The following is a 17,967-nucleotide window of genomic DNA, read 5'->3' on the forward strand; positions in this document are numbered from 1 at the left end:
TTTTCCTGAAGGAAAGGGGGAAGGGATGTGGAATCAGCCGGATTGGAATTGATATATGGGGTCGGCCGGTTTTTAGCCCACCCGCTTCCTTACATATTATTGCTTGTAATGGTGTTTCTCGGTTTTCGCCGGGTGCGCCGGGAGCGGAAGATGTTTCAATTGAAGTTTCGTCCGGAGCTTGCAGACTTATGGCCGGCACTGCTGCCTGCAATTGCAGCAGGTCTTTTGTTATCTATTGTTGTGCTTTTTGTTGGTATTACAGTTTCACCAGCATTTTTATGGCTCATTTCAATCTTAACTGTTGTGCTGTTAGTCGGTGGCCCGCGCTTCGTTTCACCAGCAAACATTTTAGGTGGCGCTGTGCTTGTTGGAATGGCTCTGCCTTATGCAGCGGATCTATTACAGCTTAGCCTGCCACCGGCGTGGCGTTTTACCGAACAGCCTGAGGTTTTCATTTCGGCAGTGCTGTTGTTGGGCGGAATGATGATTGTCGAAGGGCTTCTTGTTGCACGCGCACACCGGGGAGCTTCTCCACTCCGGATGAAAAGCCCCCGAGGAAAACCGATCGGCGGCTATGAAGTGAAACACCTCTTTCCGGTTCCTGTATTTGTTTTTATCCCCGGCGGAATGATCGAGCCGTTTGGCTGGTGGCCGGTGCTTCCTATAGGTGCTGAAGGCTTAGGAATTATGTTATTTCCAGTCGCGGTCGGGTTTTCTCAAAAAGTGTACCGAATGCTTCCGAAGCAGGCCTGTAATGTACAAGGAGCACGAATTATTGCGGCAGGGCTGCTTGTGACTGGTTTAAGTATCACCGCTTTCTATGAGCCTTTATTTATTGTCATTGCAGCAGTGGCTGCAGTTGTGCTGCGGGAGTCGGTTTATGCGGTTGAGGCTTTAAGGGAAGCGAAGGCTGCACCCCTTTTCTCGCCGCGCGATCAAGGGTTACTTGTGCTAGGGGTTCTTGAAAATTCGCCGGCAGAAAAAATGGATTTAAAGCCGGGCGAAATTATTGTAAAAGCGAATGGTTTTCAAACAAACGCGCCAGCTGATTTATATCAAGGCATACAAAAAAACTCAGCGTACTGCAGGCTTGATGTCGTTGGGTATGATGGTGAGGTTCGAAAAGCAGAATCTGCTTTATATGCAGACGAACACCACGAAATTGGTGTGCTGCTCTTGAGAGAACGTTCCACAGAAATTGAAGTAAGTGCGTACCCTTGGTAAAAGATGATTTAGCTGTATAATGCGCGAAGTGCTGTAAGCAGTCGTTTTCTTTGAAGTTTGTTTACACTGAAAGCCCTGGGTATGTACCGGAGCCTGCGGCCTGGTGACAAAGTATTAAAGCCTTAAAGTCACGCACAGCTTACTGTTCCAAGCTCTGCGGGCTCCTCGATTAAGAGGATAAAAACCGAATCATGAACGTAACCAACACTACCGACGGACGCTTTCCCGAGGGCTTGGCTTCAGCTAACTTGTTCGATTGATTCCAATCGAACAAGTGGATCTTCAGCCTGCGCTTAAACCTCCGGGAGTCGCCGTCTTTCGTTTCGGTTACTTTTACATTTGTATATGGTTTGTTTGATCACTCATAAAGCGTCATGACGAAATGGATTCATGTAGTTATAGCTTGATCAAAGTGGTTTCTACCATTCATAACCATCAAATAACGCAAGGCTGCTAAGCACCAGTATCGCGCTTGTGCTCACTGTGCTCAAGCGTCCGCTGAAAAAGCGCCGTCAGCCATCGTTCATCTGAAAAATTCGTCTACACACTAGAAGCCTCGGGCCTGTACCGGGGCTTTTTTGTAATCAAATAACGATCGTGTGTTCGTTTTTACGTTTTCTTTGAGGATTCTTGTGGTATAATATAGGTAATTATATTGTACGTTTGGAGCAATCGAGGTGAAAGGTTATGGCAGAGACATTTCAGCTGGCTTCTAAATATTCTCCGCAGGGTGATCAGCCGGAAGCGATCGAAAAGCTTGCCGCAGGAGTTCATGAAGGTAAGAAGCATCAAACGCTGTTAGGGGCAACAGGCACAGGTAAAACGTTTACGATGTCTAACGTGATTCAGCAAGTGAACAAGCCGACGTTAATTATGGCACATAACAAAACGCTCGCTGGTCAGCTTTACAGCGAGTTTAAGGAGTTCTTTCCGGATAACGCAGTTGAATACTTTGTCAGCTACTACGACTATTATCAGCCGGAAGCGTATGTACCGCAGTCAGATACATTTATTGAGAAAGATGCAAGCATTAACGAGGAAATTGATAAACTTCGGCACTCAGCAACGAGTGCGTTATTTGAACGAAGAGACGTGATTATTATAGCCAGTGTCTCATGTATATACGGCCTCGGTTCTCCAGAAGAATACCGTGACCTTGTTGTTTCGTTACGCAAGGGGATGGAAAAAGATCGGGATACGCTTTTGCGCGAGCTTGTGAGCATTCAGTATGAGCGTAATGATATCAACTTTACCCGCGGGACGTTTCGTGTGCGCGGCGATGTTGTAGAAATTTTCCCGGCCTCACGAGATGAACAGTGTATCCGTGTCGAGTTTTTCGGGGATGAAATTGACCGAATGACAGAGGTCGATGCTTTAACCGGGGAAATCCGCGGTGAACGCGAGCATGCAGCGATCTTTCCGGCATCTCACTTTGTTACGCGTGAGCAGAAATTGAAGCGGGCGATTGTAAATATTCAGGCGGAACTTGATGAGCAGCTTGCAAAGCTCCGGGCTGAAAATAAAGAGTTAGAGGCGCAGCGTTTAGAGCAGCGGACAAAATACGATATCGAAATGATGGAAGAAATGGGATTTTGCTCAGGTATTGAGAACTACTCCCGTCATTTAACATTCCGTGATCCGGGAGACTCTCCTTATACATTGATTGATTATTTCCCGGAAGATTTTTTGTTAATGATGGATGAATCACACGTTTCGCTTCCACAGGTGAACGGCATGTACAAAGGCGACCAAGCGCGGAAGGAAGTTCTCGTCAATCACGGGTTTCGTCTGCCTTCAGCTATGGATAACCGGCCCTTAAAGTTTGAAGAATTTGAAGGACGGATGAATCAAGTAGTTTACGTTTCGGCAACACCCGGCCCGTACGAGCAGGAGAAATCACCGGAAATGGTAGAGCAGATTATCCGGCCGACCGGGCTGCTTGATCCAACCGTTGAAATCAAGCCAATTGAAGGCCAGATTGACGATTTAATTTCGCAAGTGAATGAACGTAAATCACAAGGTGAGCGGGTACTTGTGACAACTTTAACGAAGAAGATGGCAGAAGATTTAACAGATTACTTAAAAGAAGTAGGTATTAAAGTGAAATACCTGCATTCTGAAGTGAAAACCCTTGAACGAATGGAAGTGGTGCGGCAGCTGCGGCTCGGAGAGTTCGATTGTCTTGTGGGCATCAACCTGCTTCGTGAAGGACTAGATATTCCGGAAGTTTCACTTGTCACGATTTTAGATGCAGATAAAGAAGGTTTTTTACGTGCGGAGCGCTCGCTCATACAAACGATGGGCCGGGCTGCGCGTAACGCAAATGGCCATGTTATTATGTATGCAGATAAAATGACCCGGTCGATGCAGGCTGCAATTGATGAAACAGAGCGCCGTCGTGCGATTCAAATCGCCCATAATGAAGAGCACGGCATCGAGCCACAGACCATCAAAAAAGAAATTCCAGCACAGATTCAAGCAACATATACAGCGGAAGAAGAAGACGGCTACAAGGAAAAACCGGATTTAGACCGGATGTCCAAACAGGATAAAGAGAAAATGGTAGAAGAATTAGAAGCAGAGATGAAAGAAGCAGCAAAAGAATTAAACTTTGAACGGGCGGCAGAGCTCCGCGATGTTGTGCTCGAATTAAAAGCGGAAGGGTGACGAATCGGCGATGGGCATGGATCATATTCAAATTCAAGGCGCACGTTCACACAACTTAAAAGATATCGATATTTCGATTCCGCGAGAAAAGTTTGTTGTTTTTACAGGCTTGTCCGGTTCCGGGAAATCGTCACTCGCATTTGACACCATTTATGCAGAGGGGCAGCGGCGCTATGTTGAGTCATTGTCAGCTTATGCCCGGCAGTTTCTCGGTCAGATGGATAAGCCGGATGTCGATTCAATTGAAGGGTTGTCACCGGCAATTTCTATTGATCAAAAAACAACGAGCCGCAACCCGCGGTCAACCGTCGGTACAGTCACCGAGATTTATGACTATTTACGCTTACTTTACGCCCGGGTCGGCCGGCCGGTTTGCCCAAAGCATGGGATTGAAATTGAATCACAGACCGTTCAGCAAATGACAGACCAGCTGCTTGCTTATCCTGATCGAACAAAGATGCAGCTGTTCGCGCCCGTTGTTTCCGGACGCAAAGGAACGCATGCAAAAGTGTTTGAGGACTTGAAGAAACAAGGTTTTGTCAGGTTGCGTGTAGATGGAGAGATGCGGGAAGTCTCAGAGAGCTTTGATTTAAATAAAAATAAAAAACATGATATCGACGTCGTTGTTGATCGGATTGCAATCAAAGAAGGTGTGGAATCCCGGCTTACCGACTCGCTGGAAACGGCAGCAGAGCTTGGCGGTGGACATGTACATGTCGATATTATTGACGGTGAAGAACTGCATTTCAGTCAGCACCATGCCTGTCCTCACTGTGGTTTTTCAGTGGGTGAGTTAGAGCCGCGCATGTTTTCTTTTAACAGTCCGTACGGCGCATGTCCAACATGTGACGGTTTAGGAAGCAAGCTGGAAGTTGATGAGGATCTAGTTATCCCCGATCCATCATTGACGTTAAAAGCGCATGCACTCGCCCCGTGGGAGCCGGGGAGTTCTACGTATTATCCTCAGCTTCTTGCAGCTGCATGTGAGCACTTTGCCATTGATATGGATACCCCGGTGGAACAGCTTCCGCGTGAACAGCTGGACACATTATTACACGGTGCGCGCAAAGAACGGATTCATTTTCAGCACGTGCAGGAAAGCGGCCGGGTGAAAGAGCGCACGTTGTATTTTGAAGGGGTGATGAACAATGTACTCCGCCGGTACCGGGAGTCCTCCTCTGATTATGTCCGTGAAATGATGGAAGGCTATATGGCGCATGTGCCATGCCCGACCTGCAAAGGACACCGGCTGCGCGAAGCAAGCTTGGCTGTGAAAGTAGGGCATCATCATATCGGCGAAGTGACAGATATGTCGATTCAGCGTGCTGCTGACTTTTTTCAAGCGCTTGAGCTTACAGAAAAAGAGCAGCAAATTGGTCGTTTGATTTTGCGTGAAATTGATGAACGTTTAGGCTTTTTATTAAACGTTGGCTTAGAATATTTAACGCTCAGCCGGGCAGCAAGCACCCTTTCTGGTGGAGAAGCTCAACGGATCCGGCTTGCAACCCAGATCGGTTCTTCTTTAATGGGGGTTCTCTACATTTTAGATGAGCCATCTATCGGGCTACACCAGCGGGATAACCACCGTTTGATCCAGACCTTAGAGCGAATGAGAGATCTTGGGAATACGCTCATTGTTGTAGAACATGATGAGGACACAATGCTTGCGGCTGACCATATTGTTGATATAGGTCCAGGTGCTGGCCGCGACGGCGGTTGGATCACTTCAGAAGGTACCCCCGAAGAAGTGAAGGCTGATGATACCTCACTTACTGGTCAATATTTAGCCGGTAAGAAGTATATCCCGCTGCCGCTGGAGCGCCGTGAACGAGACGAGCGTGCGCTTAAAATCCGCGGAGCTGAAGAAAATAACTTGGAAAAAACCAATGTAGAGTTTCCGCTTGGATTATTTCATGCGGTGACAGGTGTTTCAGGTTCAGGTAAGAGTACGCTAATTAACGATATTTTATATAAATCACTTGCCCAAAAGCTTCATAAAGCAAAAGAAAAACCAGGTCGCCACCAAGCAATTGATGGTATTGAAGAGCTGGAAAAAGTCATAGATATTGATCAGTCCCCGATTGGTCGTACGCCGCGTTCAAACCCTGCGACTTACACCGGCGTATTTGATCCGATCCGTGAAGTATTCGCCATGACAAACGAAGCGAAAATTCGCGGTTATCCTAAGGGGCGCTTTAGTTTCAACGTGAAGGGTGGACGGTGTGAAGCATGTAAAGGTGACGGTATCATTAAGATTGAGATGCACTTTTTACCGGATGTTTACGTGCCGTGTGAAGAATGCGGCGGCAGACGATACAACCGGGAAACGCTGGAGATCACTTATAAAGGGAAAAGCATTGCAGATGTACTTGAAATGACTGTTGATGAGGCGTTGGAGTTTTTCGAAAACATCCCGAAAATTAAGCGCCGCATTCAAACTTTGCAGGATGTAGGGCTCGGCTATATTAAGCTCGGTCAGCCGGCAACAACGCTTTCCGGAGGGGAAGCCCAGCGTGTGAAACTTGCTTCACAGCTCCACCGCCGTTCAACGGGACGCTCGCTTTATATTCTTGATGAACCGACAACTGGTCTGCACGTTGAAGATATCCGGCGCCTGTTAAATGTTTTGCAGCGGTTAGTGGAAAATGGTGACACAGTCCTTGTGATCGAACACAACCTGGATGTGATTAAAACCGTAGACTACGTTACAGACCTGGGTCCAGAAGGCGGTGACCGTGGCGGTGAGATTGTTGCTTCAGGAACGCCGGAAGAAGTCGCAGAAGTTAACGGCTCTTATACCGGTCAATATTTAAAACCGATTCTTGAACGTGAAAGAGCGCGTATGGCAGCGGATCTTACTGAAGCTGAAACCACGCCGTCCTAAGCAGGGTTAAGAGCGTTAACTTTTGGGAAAACAACCTATAGCATTCACCGTAGTATCGTGAGAAAAGATGTTTATGGAGGTGGCGATGATGGAAGAAGAACGTCGCATGATTTTAAACATGATCCGGGATGGCAAAATTACAGCTGAAGAGGGAGAAAAGCTTTTAAAAGCGCTAGGGCAGGAAAGTGATGCGTCAGGCCCGCAGCCTTCAAAAGGAGAAAATGAAGAAACCGGCGTGACGGAAGCGACTTCTTCAAACCGGGAATTATCGACAGACGTGAACTGGGAACAAGCCAACCGCCGATTTGAAGAAGAAAAAGAAGCTTTTGGGCAAAGTAGTGATGGCGATCGGGGCTGGCAGGCAGGTGCCAAATGGTTAAGTGACTTTGTAGATGATGTGATGCGAAAAGTAAAAGAGATGGATTTGGATTTCAATTTCGGTCAAGCTGAGCTTGTGCAGCACACGTTTCAACATGCAAACGTCACCGAAGGTTCGATTGATATCGCAGTTGAGAATGGTTCGATTGAGGTCGTACCAGTCGATACTGGCAGCTTAAGTCTCGTCTGCGATGCCCACGTTTATCAGCGAAGCGCTGAAAAAGAGGCACGCAGCTTCTTCCTTGAAAACACCATTTTTGAGCAAGACGGTGAGCGACTCCGGTTTCATTCGAAAGCAAAGAATGTGAAGCTGCACGCGAAGCTTTATTTACCGGTAAAAAGTTATGAACAGTTTTATTTGTATACGTTAAATGGGCATTTAAAAGCAGACCGGCTGCAGGCTGCCTCGTTAAATATTAAAGCAGTCAACGGCAGTATCACCCTCACAGAACCGTCGGCTTCTGTCTGCTATGCTGAAACGGTTAATGGTCCAATCGAAATTGGTCATGCACGGCTAGAGCAGCTGGATGTACGAACGGTCAATGGGGCAATAACTACCAGTGGACGGCTGAATGATCTAGAAGCAGAAACGCTCCACGGGGCACTTGATGTCTCGCTCCTTAATGTGCCAAGAGCACGGGCGAAACTGTCTGCAGCAACAGGGAATGTTGATGTGAAGGTTTCTGAGGAGCTCCGAATTAATGGCCACTTGCAAACGAATGTAGGTAATTATCACATTTCTCTACCGCTTGTGAACGTAACGAATGAAACGAAAAACTTTTGGCAGCGTACAGCATCATTTACCGCGAACGAAAATCAAAGTGCGCCACTGTATTTAGAAGCAGAAACAAAGACGGGGATTATTTCGGTCAACCCATTACGCACTTAAGTAAAGATGGAAGTAGATCTATTTAATTTGATTATGTTTTAGAAGGGCAGGTGTAGTGCGATGTCAAGCAAACGATTAACAAGAACAGAAAGCGACCGCAAACTCGCTGGTGTATGCGGCGGGCTTGCACGGTATTTTGGAATTGATCCTACCATTGTGCGTGTCATTGCAGTTTTGGCGCTTGTATTAATTGCGAGTGCACCGGTGGTCATTTTAACGTATATTATTCTGGCTATAATTATGCCGAATGAATCGGACGTTGAAGTGTAATGGGCTGCTTGATTCACCTGCTCGTCAATACGGTTGTTTTAATGGTTGTAGCTGGTTTTTTTACAGGGTTTGATTTAGGGGGGTTTGGTGCAGCGATTGTCGCTGCTGTACTGCTTGGGCTTGCCAATGCGGTCGTTAAGCCAATCCTTGTTATTTTAACTTTGCCGATTACTGTCGTTACGCTTGGGTTATTTTTATTTGTGATTAACGCGTTAATCTTAATGGCTATTGCAAGTTTAATGGGAGATGCTTTCGTGATTGATGGCTTTGGCATGGCGCTTTTGGCGGCAGTGCTCATTTCTTTATTAAACTTGTTCATTCACTGGTTTATTGTCGAACCGGTGCGGAGCACATAAGTTAAGTGTGTGAAGAAAACCACACTGCAACGCCGCGCTCTGAAGGCAACCCCTCGGGAAAGCGTCCGTCGGTAGTGTTGGTTACGTTCATGATTCGGTTTTTATCTTTTTAATAAGGTAGCCCCCGGATCTCGGAACAGTAATCTGGGCGTGTATTTTAGGTTTTGCATTTTGTCTGCAGTCTGCAGCACCGCGAGCTGAATAGCTTGCGGTGCTTTTTAAATAGTTATCGGTGAGTAGGGGCGATTTCAACGCTAATGTGAAACGTGATACAATAGGTTCGATATTTGAACGGAAGAAAAGGTAGGAGGTTACAATATGCCGAAGGTGACAGCCCAAGATTTAATTGATCGTTTTTCACTTCAAGTCATCAGTGGTGAAGAAGGCAGTGCCCGTGTCATTTCAACAAGTGATATTTCACGACCGGGGATGGAAATGGCCGGTTTCTTTACATATTATCCTGCCAAACGTTTGCAGCTGCTCGGACGGACAGAGCTTTCTTTTTTTGAAACGCTATCCTTGCCGGAACGACGTGATCGCATGGAAAAACTTTGTACGTATGATACACCTGGGATTATTATATCCCGCGGCTTGGAAGCACCGCCGGAATTGATAGATGCTTCCGAAAAAGTCGGTGTGCCGATTATGCGCTCTGATATTACAACGACACGTCTCAGCAGTCAGCTTACAAATTTTTTGGAGGCGCAGCTCGCAAAATCGACCGCGATTCACGGTGTACTTGTTGATATTTACGGGATCGGTGTATTGTTAACCGGGGCAAGTGGTGTAGGTAAAAGCGAGACGGCGCTTGATTTAGTCCGGCGCGGCCACCGGCTTGTCGCTGATGATTCTGTTGATATCCGGCAGGAGCATGGGAATACCCTTGTCGGTCGGGCACCGGAATTAATTCAGCACCTCCTCGAGATTCGTGGGCTGGGCATTATTGATGTCATGACGCTATTTGGTGCAGGAGCCGTGCGCCCGTTTAAGCGTGTAGCCTTAAATATTGATTTAGAACTTTGGGATGAAGGCAAATCGTACGATCGTTTAGGTATTGATGAAGATACGATTCAAGTCATTGATACGATGATTCCGAAATATACCATTCCTGTCCGTCCGGGCCGGAACTTGGCGGTTATTGTTGAAGTTGCAGCGATGAACTTCCGTTTAAAGCGGATGGGGATTAATGCAGCCCAGGAATTTTCGGATCGGTTAACTGATGTGATTGATGAAAGTGATAAAGAAGATTATTAATTGAAGATGTAGATTGAAAAAGGGTACATCTTATGAAAATTGAGGTGAATTGTATGATAATGAATCAAGCACAGCCGATTGATCCGGTTTTGTTTGAACTTGGGCCGCTGTCTGTCCATTGGTACGGCGTCATCATTATGCTTGGTGCCTTTTTAGGTTATCTTCTTGCTACACGCGAGGCAAAAAAACGCGGGTTACCGGAGGATGTATTTGCAGATTTACTACTATTTGCCGTGCCGATCTCTATTGTTAGTGCGCGCTTGTACTACGTTATTTTTCAATGGGAGCACTTCGCCAATGACCCAGGCCGCATCATCGCTGTTTGGGAAGGCGGTTTGGCCATTCACGGGGCATTGATTGGTGCGGTATTAACCGCGGTTGTTTATGCGCGTGTAAAAGGTCTTTCTTTTTGGAAGATCGCCGATGTTGCTGCCCCGAGTATTCTGCTTGGGCAGGCGATCGGCCGCTGGGGAAATTTTATGAACCAAGAAGCACATGGAGGGCCGGTGAGCCGGGAGTTTTTAGAAGGTTTAATGCTGCCGGAGTTTATTATTCAGCAAATGTATATTGATGGCACGTATTATCATCCAACCTTTTTGTATGAATCGTTGTGGAGTTTATTAGGTGTAGCGGTTTTATTATATTTACGCCGGGTGAACCTGCATCGGGGTGAAATGTTCCTTACGTATGTCATTTGGTACTCCTTTGGCCGTTTCTTTATTGAGGGATTGCGGACAGATAGTTTAATGATCGGGGATACCGTTCGCGTAGCACAGCTTATTTCTATTCTCTTAATTGCCGGTGCGGTTGCGCTCATCATTTATCGACGCAAAACGGGACTGGCTTCAGCGCGGTATTTGGATGAAGAGCCTAAATCTCGCGGGAAGCAGCAAAATAAAAAGAAAAAGTAACTTTGATGATTCAACTAGCGAACGCCCCGTCAGGTTTTGTAAGTAAACAGGGGGCGTTCTGTTATATATTTGACCTGTCATGAAAGGAAAGGCGAGCGTGTATGCAGACGTTGAAACAAGGCCTTCTCGTCGGGTTGAAAACGACGTGGATGCTTGCAAAAATTATTTTTCCGATTACGTTAATTGTGACGGTGCTTGGGTACACACCGGCGCTTGACTGGCTCGCAGAACAGCTAGCTCCGCTTATGTCATGGATCGGCCTGCCAGGGGAGGCGGCGATTCCCCTTGTACTCGGAAATGTGTTGAACTTATACGCTGCGATTGGAGCAATTTTATCGCTCGATTTAACGATTAAAGAAGTATTTATTTTAGCAGTGATGCTCTCATTTTCTCATAACTTGTTTGTTGAATCGGCAATAGCTGTTAAGCTCGGCTTGCGTATTTCAGTGGTGCTTGCTGTACGGATCGGTTTGGCTGTTTTTTCTGCTTTTATGATTCACTGGTTTTGGCAGGGAGGAAGCGAGCCGGCAGAGTACGGGCTTGCAGCAGGCGCACAGCAGCCGGAAGTCTCCGGCTGGGGCGGTGTTGTACTTGAAGGTTTAACAAGTGCTGCTGTCGGCGTGTTTCAAATCGGGCTTGTTGTCATTCCCATCATGATTTTTATTCAAGTGATGAAAGATATGAACTGGCTTGACCGGTTTTCAAATGGGATGGCGCCGCTCACCCGTGTGCTTGGGATTGAGAAGAACACATCGACGACACTCGCATCTGGTCTTTTGTTCGGCTTAGCCTTTGGCGCAGGGGTTATGATTCAAGAAGCAAAAGAGAAAAATGTGAAAAAGAAAGATCTTTATCTTGTTTTTATCTTTTTGGTAGCATGTCACGCTGTAATAGAGGATACGTTAATTTTTATTCCGCTTGGGATTCCTGTCTTACCGCTTTTAATCATTAGGTTAGTAACAGCGGTGCTTTTAACGATGCTAATTGCCTACATTTGGAATCGGTTGGAGAAGGATGAAGCGTCTAACACTGAACAGGAGGCGACTTATGGATATTAATACAATTTTATTTGATTTAGATGGAACTTTAATTAACACGAACGAATTGATCATTTCTTCATTTGATCATACGCTGCATACGTTTGGTTATACAGGTTATGCACGTGAGGATATTATTCCGTTTATCGGCCCGCCGCTTGATGAAACGTTTAAAAGCATTAGTCCCGAACGGGCAGAAGAGATGGTTGAAGCATACCGAAAGCATAATGTGCTGCATCACGATGATTTAATCGAGGAGTATGAAGGGGTGCGAGAAACGATAGAAGCCCTTGCAGAACAAGGATTTAAGCTTGCCATTGTAACGACAAAACGAGTAACGACTGCGCATATGGGGTTAAGAGCTGCTGGTTTAGACCGTTATTTTTCCACCGTTATCACGTATAACGATGTGGACCAGGTGAAACCAAATCCAGAGCCGCTTCACAAAGCAATGGAAGAACTCGAAGCTATGCCTGAACAAACATTAATGGTTGGCGACAGCCATCACGATGTGCTTGGCGGAAAAAATGCCGGTGTGAAAACAGCAGGGGTTGCCTGGTCGATTAAAGGACGTGATGCACTTCAGGCGTATGAACCGGATGTGATGCTTGAAAAAATGCCGGATCTTTTAGAAGTGGTTAAGGACGGCCGGGCATGAGACGAACAACCCGGTACCCTGTAGAAGGTGCAAATTCGCTTTGGCACGTGTACCGGACCGTTCCATTTTGGAAAGTAGCAAAAAACTTTGTTGTTATTCAAATGGCACGTTACACACCCTTTCTCCCCATGAAAAACTGGCTGTATCGCACGTTTTTAAGGATGGAGGTCGGAAAGGAATCGGCGTTTGCGCTTATGGTAATGCTTGATGTGATGTTTCCGGAAAAAATCAGTGTCGGTCGAAATAGTATTATCGGCTACAACACAACCATCCTTGCTCACGAGTATTTAATTGAAGAATACCGGCTCGGCGATGTTGAGATTGGCAGCCGGGTGATGATTGGTGCGAACACAACCATTCTTCCAGGTGTGAAGATTGGCGATGGCGCTGTTGTGGCTGCAGGGACGCTCGTACACAGGGATGTAGCTCCAGGTGCTTTTGTTGGAGGTAATCCAATGACTGTTATTAAGCCTGGAGAATCAACCGATGATTAAAGGAAGTAAAAGCCGGTGGCAAGAATCGCGTAGGCAGCGAGCAGCATAGCGCCTTCAAACCAATTCGTATCGCCATCCATCGTAACGACAATCGAGAGCAAAACGGCGAGTACCATCGCTATAAGTTCCGGCATCGTAAATACGAGCGGCATATGGTTGTTAAATGCAAGGGATAGTAAGACAAGTACCGGCACAACAAACATGGCAATTTGAATGGACGAACCAACAGCAATTTCCACAGAAGCATTTAGTTTGCTCCGGTAGGCAAGGTAAATGGCAGAAGCGTGCTCGGCTGCGTTTCCGACAATGGCTATAACAATGACACCAAGAAACAACTCACTCCAGCCGAAACTTTCTCCTACCGCCTCAAATGTACGGACAAGTTTTTCGCTCATGTAAGCAACACCGACCGTTGCGCTTAGTAAAATGAGAAACGATCTACCTTTTGTCCATTCAGGTGTTTCTTCTTCATCTGTACCATTGTCCTGTCCAGGATAAACACTATGGTGTGTAACGAGCCGGAAGATTAAGCCGGAAATATATAAAATCATTAAAATGACGGCGACAAACACACTTAAAGTCATCGCTTCACCTGCGCTCGTCTGGCTGGCAAAGATATGCGGGAAGACAAATGCTGTTACAATCCCAAGCATTAACATGCCACCATTATGGCGGGCGTCGTGTTCATTAAATGACTGTCGTTTCTTTTTTATCCCGCCAACTAAAAATGAAAAACCACATACGAGAAGCAGGTTGCCAAGCACAGCCCCAGTCATAGATGCAAGGACGATGGACGTGTAGCCGGCATAAAGCGCAAAAATTGAAATGATAAGTTCTGCAGCATTGCCGAATGTAGCATTTAAAAGCCCGCCGATTCGTTCTCCAGCATGAATGGCAATGCTTTCGGTAGCCCGCCCCATATATGCAGCAAGACCAACGATCGTTAAGGCATACACAATAAACATCCATGTTTCATTAACGCGGAACCAGTCGCCGGCTGTACCAAGTGGAAGACCGATAATTGCTAAGAGAAAAAAGATGCGTTTCATGGGCTACTCTCCTTCGTCAATCTCCGCAGTAGTGTTTGCACCTCTTAAGAGCTTCATGCGCAAAGTAAGAAAAGGGACAGTTTAAATTGACGGAGAGCCTCCGGAGATGTAAACTAACGAATATATTACTTTATCTCATTATCACATTAGCGAACTAAAGGATGGCGTAAAATAGATTAAATCCAACGGGTTGATTAAAGGAGCGTTAAGTGATGACAGAACCATTTATGTTTGAAAAACCGCTCGGTATGCGGGATACGCTGCCGGTGCTTTATGAAACAAAGCGCGAAGCAACAAACAGCATGCAGCAAATGATGGAACGTTGGGGATATTATCCGATTGAAACCCCGGCATTGGAGTATTACGACACAGTAGGAGATTCATCGGCGATTTTGGATCAGCAGTTGTTTAAGCTGCTTGACCAACAAGGCCACACGCTTGTGCTGCGCCCGGATATGACAGCACCAATTGCGCGGGTGGCAAGTTCAAGTTTAAAAGATCAGCCGCTGCCACTTCGTTTGTCCTATTGTGCCAATTTGTTCCGCGCCCAGCAGCATGAAGGCGGCCGGCCGGCTGAATTTGAGCAGCTTGGTGTTGAACTTGTTGGTGATCCGACGGCAAGTGCGGACGCAGAGGTGATCGCGCTTATGGCAGAGTCGTTAAAAGCGGCTGGACTGACGGACTTTAAACTCGCGATCGGTCATATTGGCTACGTGAATGCGCTGCTTGCCGATATTGTTGGTAAAGAAGAACGTGCAGCTCAACTGCGCCGCTACTTGTACGAAAAAAACTTTGTCGGTTTTAAACAGCACGTAAAAACGCTGCCGGTATCATCTGTAGACCGTGATCGTCTGCTTCGTCTTTTAAAGCTGCGCGGCGGTATTGAGACGCTTGATGAAGCACGTACAATTGTGAATAACGGTAGAGCGGCTGAAGCACTCGACAACCTGCAGGCGCTATATGATGCGCTTGAGGCTTATGATTTAACTGATTATATTACATTTGATTTAAACCTTGTGATGCACATGGATTACTATACAGGGGTTGTTTTTGAAGGCTACGGGAGTACGCTCGGCTTTCCGCTTTCAAGCGGGGGACGTTACGATGAGCTGCTCGAAAAGTTTGACCGTCCGGCGCAGGCAACAGGTTTTGGGATCCGCGTAGATCGACTTGTAGAAGCACTGGGTGCGACGAAAGCTAAGCCGGAAGAAACGCTGATTTTGTTCAGCAGCGAACGAAGAAAAGAGGCACTCACTGAAGCCGCAAAGCTGCGAGGCAGAGGTGAGGTTGTCGTTCTGCAGGATGTGGCAGGGGCCGCTGATCTTGATGGACTGACCGCTGCTTATCAGCATGTGCTTTCTTACATTGGACAAACGCAAGGGGAGGGTGCGCGCGATGAGTGAACAATTAACAATTGCTATGCCGAAAGGGCGGATCTTTGATGAGGCTGCCGAGCTTCTCCGACAGGCGGGCTATCGTTTGCCAGATGCCTTTGATGATTCACGTAAGCTGATCGTTGAAGCGCCTGAGGCGAATATGAAATTCTTTCTTGCAAAGCCAACCGATGTTCCGACCTATGTGGAGCACGGTGTGGCAGATATCGGGGTGGCCGGTAAAGATGTCATGCTTGAAGACGAGCGTGATGTGTATGAAGTGCTGGATTTAAATATCAGTGCCTGTTATTTGGCGGTAGCAAGTCTTCCGGGGCAGACGCCGAGTACGATTGCGCCAAAAGTTGCCTCCAAATACCCAAAGACGGCGGCGAAGTATTTTAAAGAGCAAGGTGAGCAGGTTGAAGTGATTAAGCTTAACGGCTCGATTGAGCTTGCCCCGCTCGTCGGTTTAGCTGACAGGATTGTAGACATCGTTTCGACCGGTGGGACCCTTCGGGAAAATGGACTGGTGGAAACAGAAGAAGTTGTCCACATTACGTCACGCTTAATTGTGAATCCAGTCAGCTACCGGGTGAAAGATGAAGCAATTGAAGAGATGGTTGAACGCCTTGCGTCTGTTGTAGAGGGGGATGCAGAGTGAACATTATTTACGTTGACGGCAGTGAAAGTCTCGCGCGTGATTTAGATACCGGAACCGCTCAGCAGCAGGCGACGGTGCGTGAGATTATTTCCGAGGTGCAGCAAAAAGGTGATGAAGCTTTGTTTCGTTATACCGAGCAGCTCGATGGTGCCAAGCTTGATCACATCAAAGTAACAACTGAAGAGATGCAGGCAGCATATGAACATGTGAGCGAAGCAGAGCTTGCGGCGATTCGCAAAGCATCAGCTAACATTCGTCGGTTTCATGAGCGCCAAGTGCAGCAGTCGTGGATGACGACCGAAGAAGATGGAACCATGCTTGGTCAAAAAATCACGCCGTTACATGCAGCTGGTGTATACGTGCCCGGGGGTAAAGCGGCCTATCCGTCAACGATTATGATGAATGTCATTCCAGCTCAGGTGGCCGGCGTCAAACGGATTGTTATGGTGTCACCGCCGGCGGCTGACGGTACGCTTGCGCCGGGGGTGCTCGTGACCGCGAGCGAACTCGGTGTGGAAACGGTGTTGAAAGCCGGCGGCGCACAAGCAGTTGCAGCTCTTGCGTATGGTACAGAGACGGTGCCGGCTGTAGATAAAATTACAGGCCCGGGGAATATTTATGTTGCGCTAGCCAAACGCGAGGTGTTCGGCAAGGTTGATATTGATATGATCGCTGGTCCAAGTGAAGTTGTTGTACTTGCTGATGATCGTGCTCGGCCGGATTATATCGCTGCGGATATGTTATCGCAGGCGGAGCATGACGAAATGGCGTCTGCGATTTTAGTCACGCCGAGCGAAGCGCTCGCACAGCTTGTTTCAACAGAGGTTAACCGGCAGCTCGAGAGGCTTCCGCGGCAGGAGATTGCACAGGCTTCGATTACGGATTACGGCGCAATCTATGTAACAGAAACGATGGCGCAGGCCGTTGATACGGTAAATCAGTTAGCGCCGGAGCATTTAGAAGTGCAGACACTAGCGCCTGAAGAACTGCTCGGACGTCTGCAGCATGCTGGGGCGATTTTTCTCGGAGAACATAGTTCCGAGCCGGTCGGTGACTATATTGCCGGGCCCAACCACGTTCTTCCGACAAATGGAACAGCGCGGTTTTCAAGCCCGTTAAATGTGGAGGATTTTACGAAAAAGTCCAGTGTGATTCGATATACAAAAGAAGCAATTCACCGTGACGGCCCTGATATTGCGGCACTTGCGCGGATGGAAGGGCTTGAAGCTCATGCTCGGGCGGTAGAGCTACGGACGAAAGGAGATGCAGGCGAAGATGCGGACGAAAACGATTGAACGAACCACTGGAGAAACAGATATTCAACTTACCTTTACAGCGGATGGGAACGGAAGCGGCACAGTAGCTACAGATGTACCGTTTTTAAGCCATATGCTTGATTTGTTTCGTAAGCACGGCCATTTTGATTTAGACGTGACAGCCCGCGGTGACACCGAGGTGGATGACCATCATACGACCGAAGATGTAGGGATCTGCCTCGGTCAGGCATTTAAAGAATCCCTCGGTGATAAAAAAGGGATCCGTCGTTACGGGAATGCATTTGTACCGATGGATGAAGCCCTTGCCCAAGTTGTCGTTGATTTAAGTAACCGGCCGCATTTGGAGCTGCGCGGCGAGCTGCCTGCTGAAAAAGTAGGTACATTTGATACAGAGCTTGTCCATGAGTTTTTATGGAAGTTTGCGCTTGAGGCGCGTATCAACCTGCACGTCATTGTTCATTACGGAACAAATACCCACCATATGATTGAAGCGGTGTTTAAAGCGCTCGGTCGTGCCCTTGATGAAGCGTCCTCCATTGATGAGCGCGTACAAGGGGTGCCGTCTACGAAAGGAATGTTGTAAAC

16 protein-coding genes are annotated in these 17,967 nt (G+C 47.2%); 15 read left to right on the plus strand and 1 reads right to left on the minus strand.

Features of this window, described 5'->3' with window-relative positions; translation table 11 throughout:
* The first annotated feature begins 27 nt into the window (after nucleotides 1-27).
* From B0H94_RS12230 to B0H94_RS12280, 11 genes are all read left to right on the plus strand, one after another.
* Nucleotides 28-1,224 carry a PDZ domain-containing protein gene (locus B0H94_RS12230; RefSeq protein ID WP_106589558.1) on the plus strand — a complete coding sequence of 399 codons (1,197 nt, stop codon included), beginning with the start codon at nucleotides 28-30 and terminating at the stop codon, nucleotides 1,222-1,224.
* 687 nt (nucleotides 1,225-1,911) lie between these two features.
* Complete coding sequence (gene uvrB / locus B0H94_RS12235) at nucleotides 1,912-3,891, plus strand: excinuclease ABC subunit UvrB (RefSeq protein WP_106589559.1); 1,980 nt, start codon at nucleotides 1,912-1,914, stop codon at nucleotides 3,889-3,891.
* A gap of 10 nt (nucleotides 3,892-3,901) precedes the next feature.
* On the plus strand, nucleotides 3,902-6,775 hold the full coding sequence (uvrA, locus tag B0H94_RS12240; RefSeq protein WP_106589560.1) for an excinuclease ABC subunit UvrA: 2,874 nt from the start codon (nucleotides 3,902-3,904) through the stop codon (nucleotides 6,773-6,775).
* A gap of 88 nt (nucleotides 6,776-6,863) precedes the next feature.
* On the plus strand, nucleotides 6,864-8,042 hold the full coding sequence (locus B0H94_RS12245) for a DUF4097 family beta strand repeat-containing protein (protein ID WP_181315397.1): 1,179 nt from the start codon (nucleotides 6,864-6,866) through the stop codon (nucleotides 8,040-8,042).
* Nucleotides 8,043-8,102: 60 nt separating this feature from the next.
* Complete coding sequence (locus B0H94_RS12250; RefSeq protein WP_106589562.1) at nucleotides 8,103-8,312, plus strand: PspC domain-containing protein; 210 nt, start codon at nucleotides 8,103-8,105, stop codon at nucleotides 8,310-8,312.
* Nucleotides 8,312-8,668 (plus strand): phage holin family protein, encoded by a 357-nt coding sequence (locus B0H94_RS12255; RefSeq protein ID WP_106589563.1) that lies wholly within the window; start codon nucleotides 8,312-8,314, stop codon nucleotides 8,666-8,668. The genes B0H94_RS12250 and B0H94_RS12255 overlap by 1 nt, the downstream gene beginning before the upstream one ends.
* A gap of 318 nt (nucleotides 8,669-8,986) precedes the next feature.
* Entirely contained in the window at nucleotides 8,987-9,922 is a 936-nt protein-coding gene (gene hprK, locus B0H94_RS12260) for an HPr(Ser) kinase/phosphatase (RefSeq protein WP_106589564.1), read from the plus strand.
* A 59-nt stretch (nucleotides 9,923-9,981) separates the two neighbouring features.
* Nucleotides 9,982-10,833: a prolipoprotein diacylglyceryl transferase gene (lgt, locus tag B0H94_RS12265; protein ID WP_106589565.1), complete on the plus strand. Its 852-nt coding sequence runs from the start codon at nucleotides 9,982-9,984 to the stop codon at nucleotides 10,831-10,833.
* Between the two features lie 101 nt (nucleotides 10,834-10,934).
* Nucleotides 10,935-11,891 (plus strand): nucleoside recognition domain-containing protein, encoded by a 957-nt coding sequence (locus B0H94_RS12270; RefSeq protein ID WP_106589566.1) that lies wholly within the window; start codon nucleotides 10,935-10,937, stop codon nucleotides 11,889-11,891.
* On the plus strand, nucleotides 11,881-12,528 hold the full coding sequence (gene ppaX / locus B0H94_RS12275; protein ID WP_106589567.1) for a pyrophosphatase PpaX: 648 nt from the start codon (nucleotides 11,881-11,883) through the stop codon (nucleotides 12,526-12,528). The genes B0H94_RS12270 and ppaX overlap by 11 nt, the downstream gene beginning before the upstream one ends.
* Nucleotides 12,525-13,022, plus strand: coding sequence for an acyltransferase (locus tag B0H94_RS12280; RefSeq protein ID WP_106589568.1), 498 nt, complete (start codon nucleotides 12,525-12,527; stop codon nucleotides 13,020-13,022). The genes ppaX and B0H94_RS12280 overlap by 4 nt, the downstream gene beginning before the upstream one ends.
* On the opposite strand, the gene cax is transcribed toward B0H94_RS12280, so the two are convergent.
* Nucleotides 13,019-14,071: a calcium/proton exchanger gene (gene cax, locus B0H94_RS12285; protein WP_106589569.1), complete on the minus strand. Its 1,053-nt coding sequence runs from the start codon at nucleotides 14,069-14,071 to the stop codon at nucleotides 13,019-13,021. The genes B0H94_RS12280 and cax overlap by 4 nt on opposite strands.
* A gap of 212 nt (nucleotides 14,072-14,283) precedes the next feature.
* Here cax and B0H94_RS12290 point away from each other — a divergent pair, with 212 nt between their 5' ends.
* From B0H94_RS12290 to hisB, 4 genes are read left to right on the plus strand one after another with little or no spacing between them, the layout of a single operon-like run.
* A complete protein-coding gene (locus tag B0H94_RS12290) occupies nucleotides 14,284-15,474 on the plus strand; it encodes an ATP phosphoribosyltransferase regulatory subunit (protein ID WP_106589570.1) in 1,191 nt (396 codons plus the stop codon).
* Nucleotides 15,467-16,105 carry an ATP phosphoribosyltransferase gene (gene hisG, locus B0H94_RS12295; RefSeq protein WP_106589571.1) on the plus strand — a complete coding sequence of 213 codons (639 nt, stop codon included), beginning with the start codon at nucleotides 15,467-15,469 and terminating at the stop codon, nucleotides 16,103-16,105. Before B0H94_RS12290 ends, hisG begins: the two co-directional genes overlap by 8 nt.
* The gene (gene hisD / locus B0H94_RS12300) at nucleotides 16,102-17,400 is read left to right on the plus strand and encodes a histidinol dehydrogenase (RefSeq protein WP_106589572.1); all 1,299 of its coding nucleotides are present in this window, start codon (nucleotides 16,102-16,104) and stop codon (nucleotides 17,398-17,400) included. Before hisG ends, hisD begins: the two co-directional genes overlap by 4 nt.
* Nucleotides 17,381-17,965, plus strand: coding sequence for an imidazoleglycerol-phosphate dehydratase HisB (gene hisB, locus B0H94_RS12305; protein ID WP_106589573.1), 585 nt, complete (start codon nucleotides 17,381-17,383; stop codon nucleotides 17,963-17,965). Before hisD ends, hisB begins: the two co-directional genes overlap by 20 nt.
* The last annotated feature ends 2 nt before the right edge of the window (nucleotides 17,966-17,967 follow it).

Origin of the sequence: Salsuginibacillus halophilus, from assembly GCF_003014715.1 — a bacterium.
Lineage (GTDB): Bacteria > Bacillota > Bacilli > Bacillales > Marinococcaceae > Salsuginibacillus > Salsuginibacillus halophilus.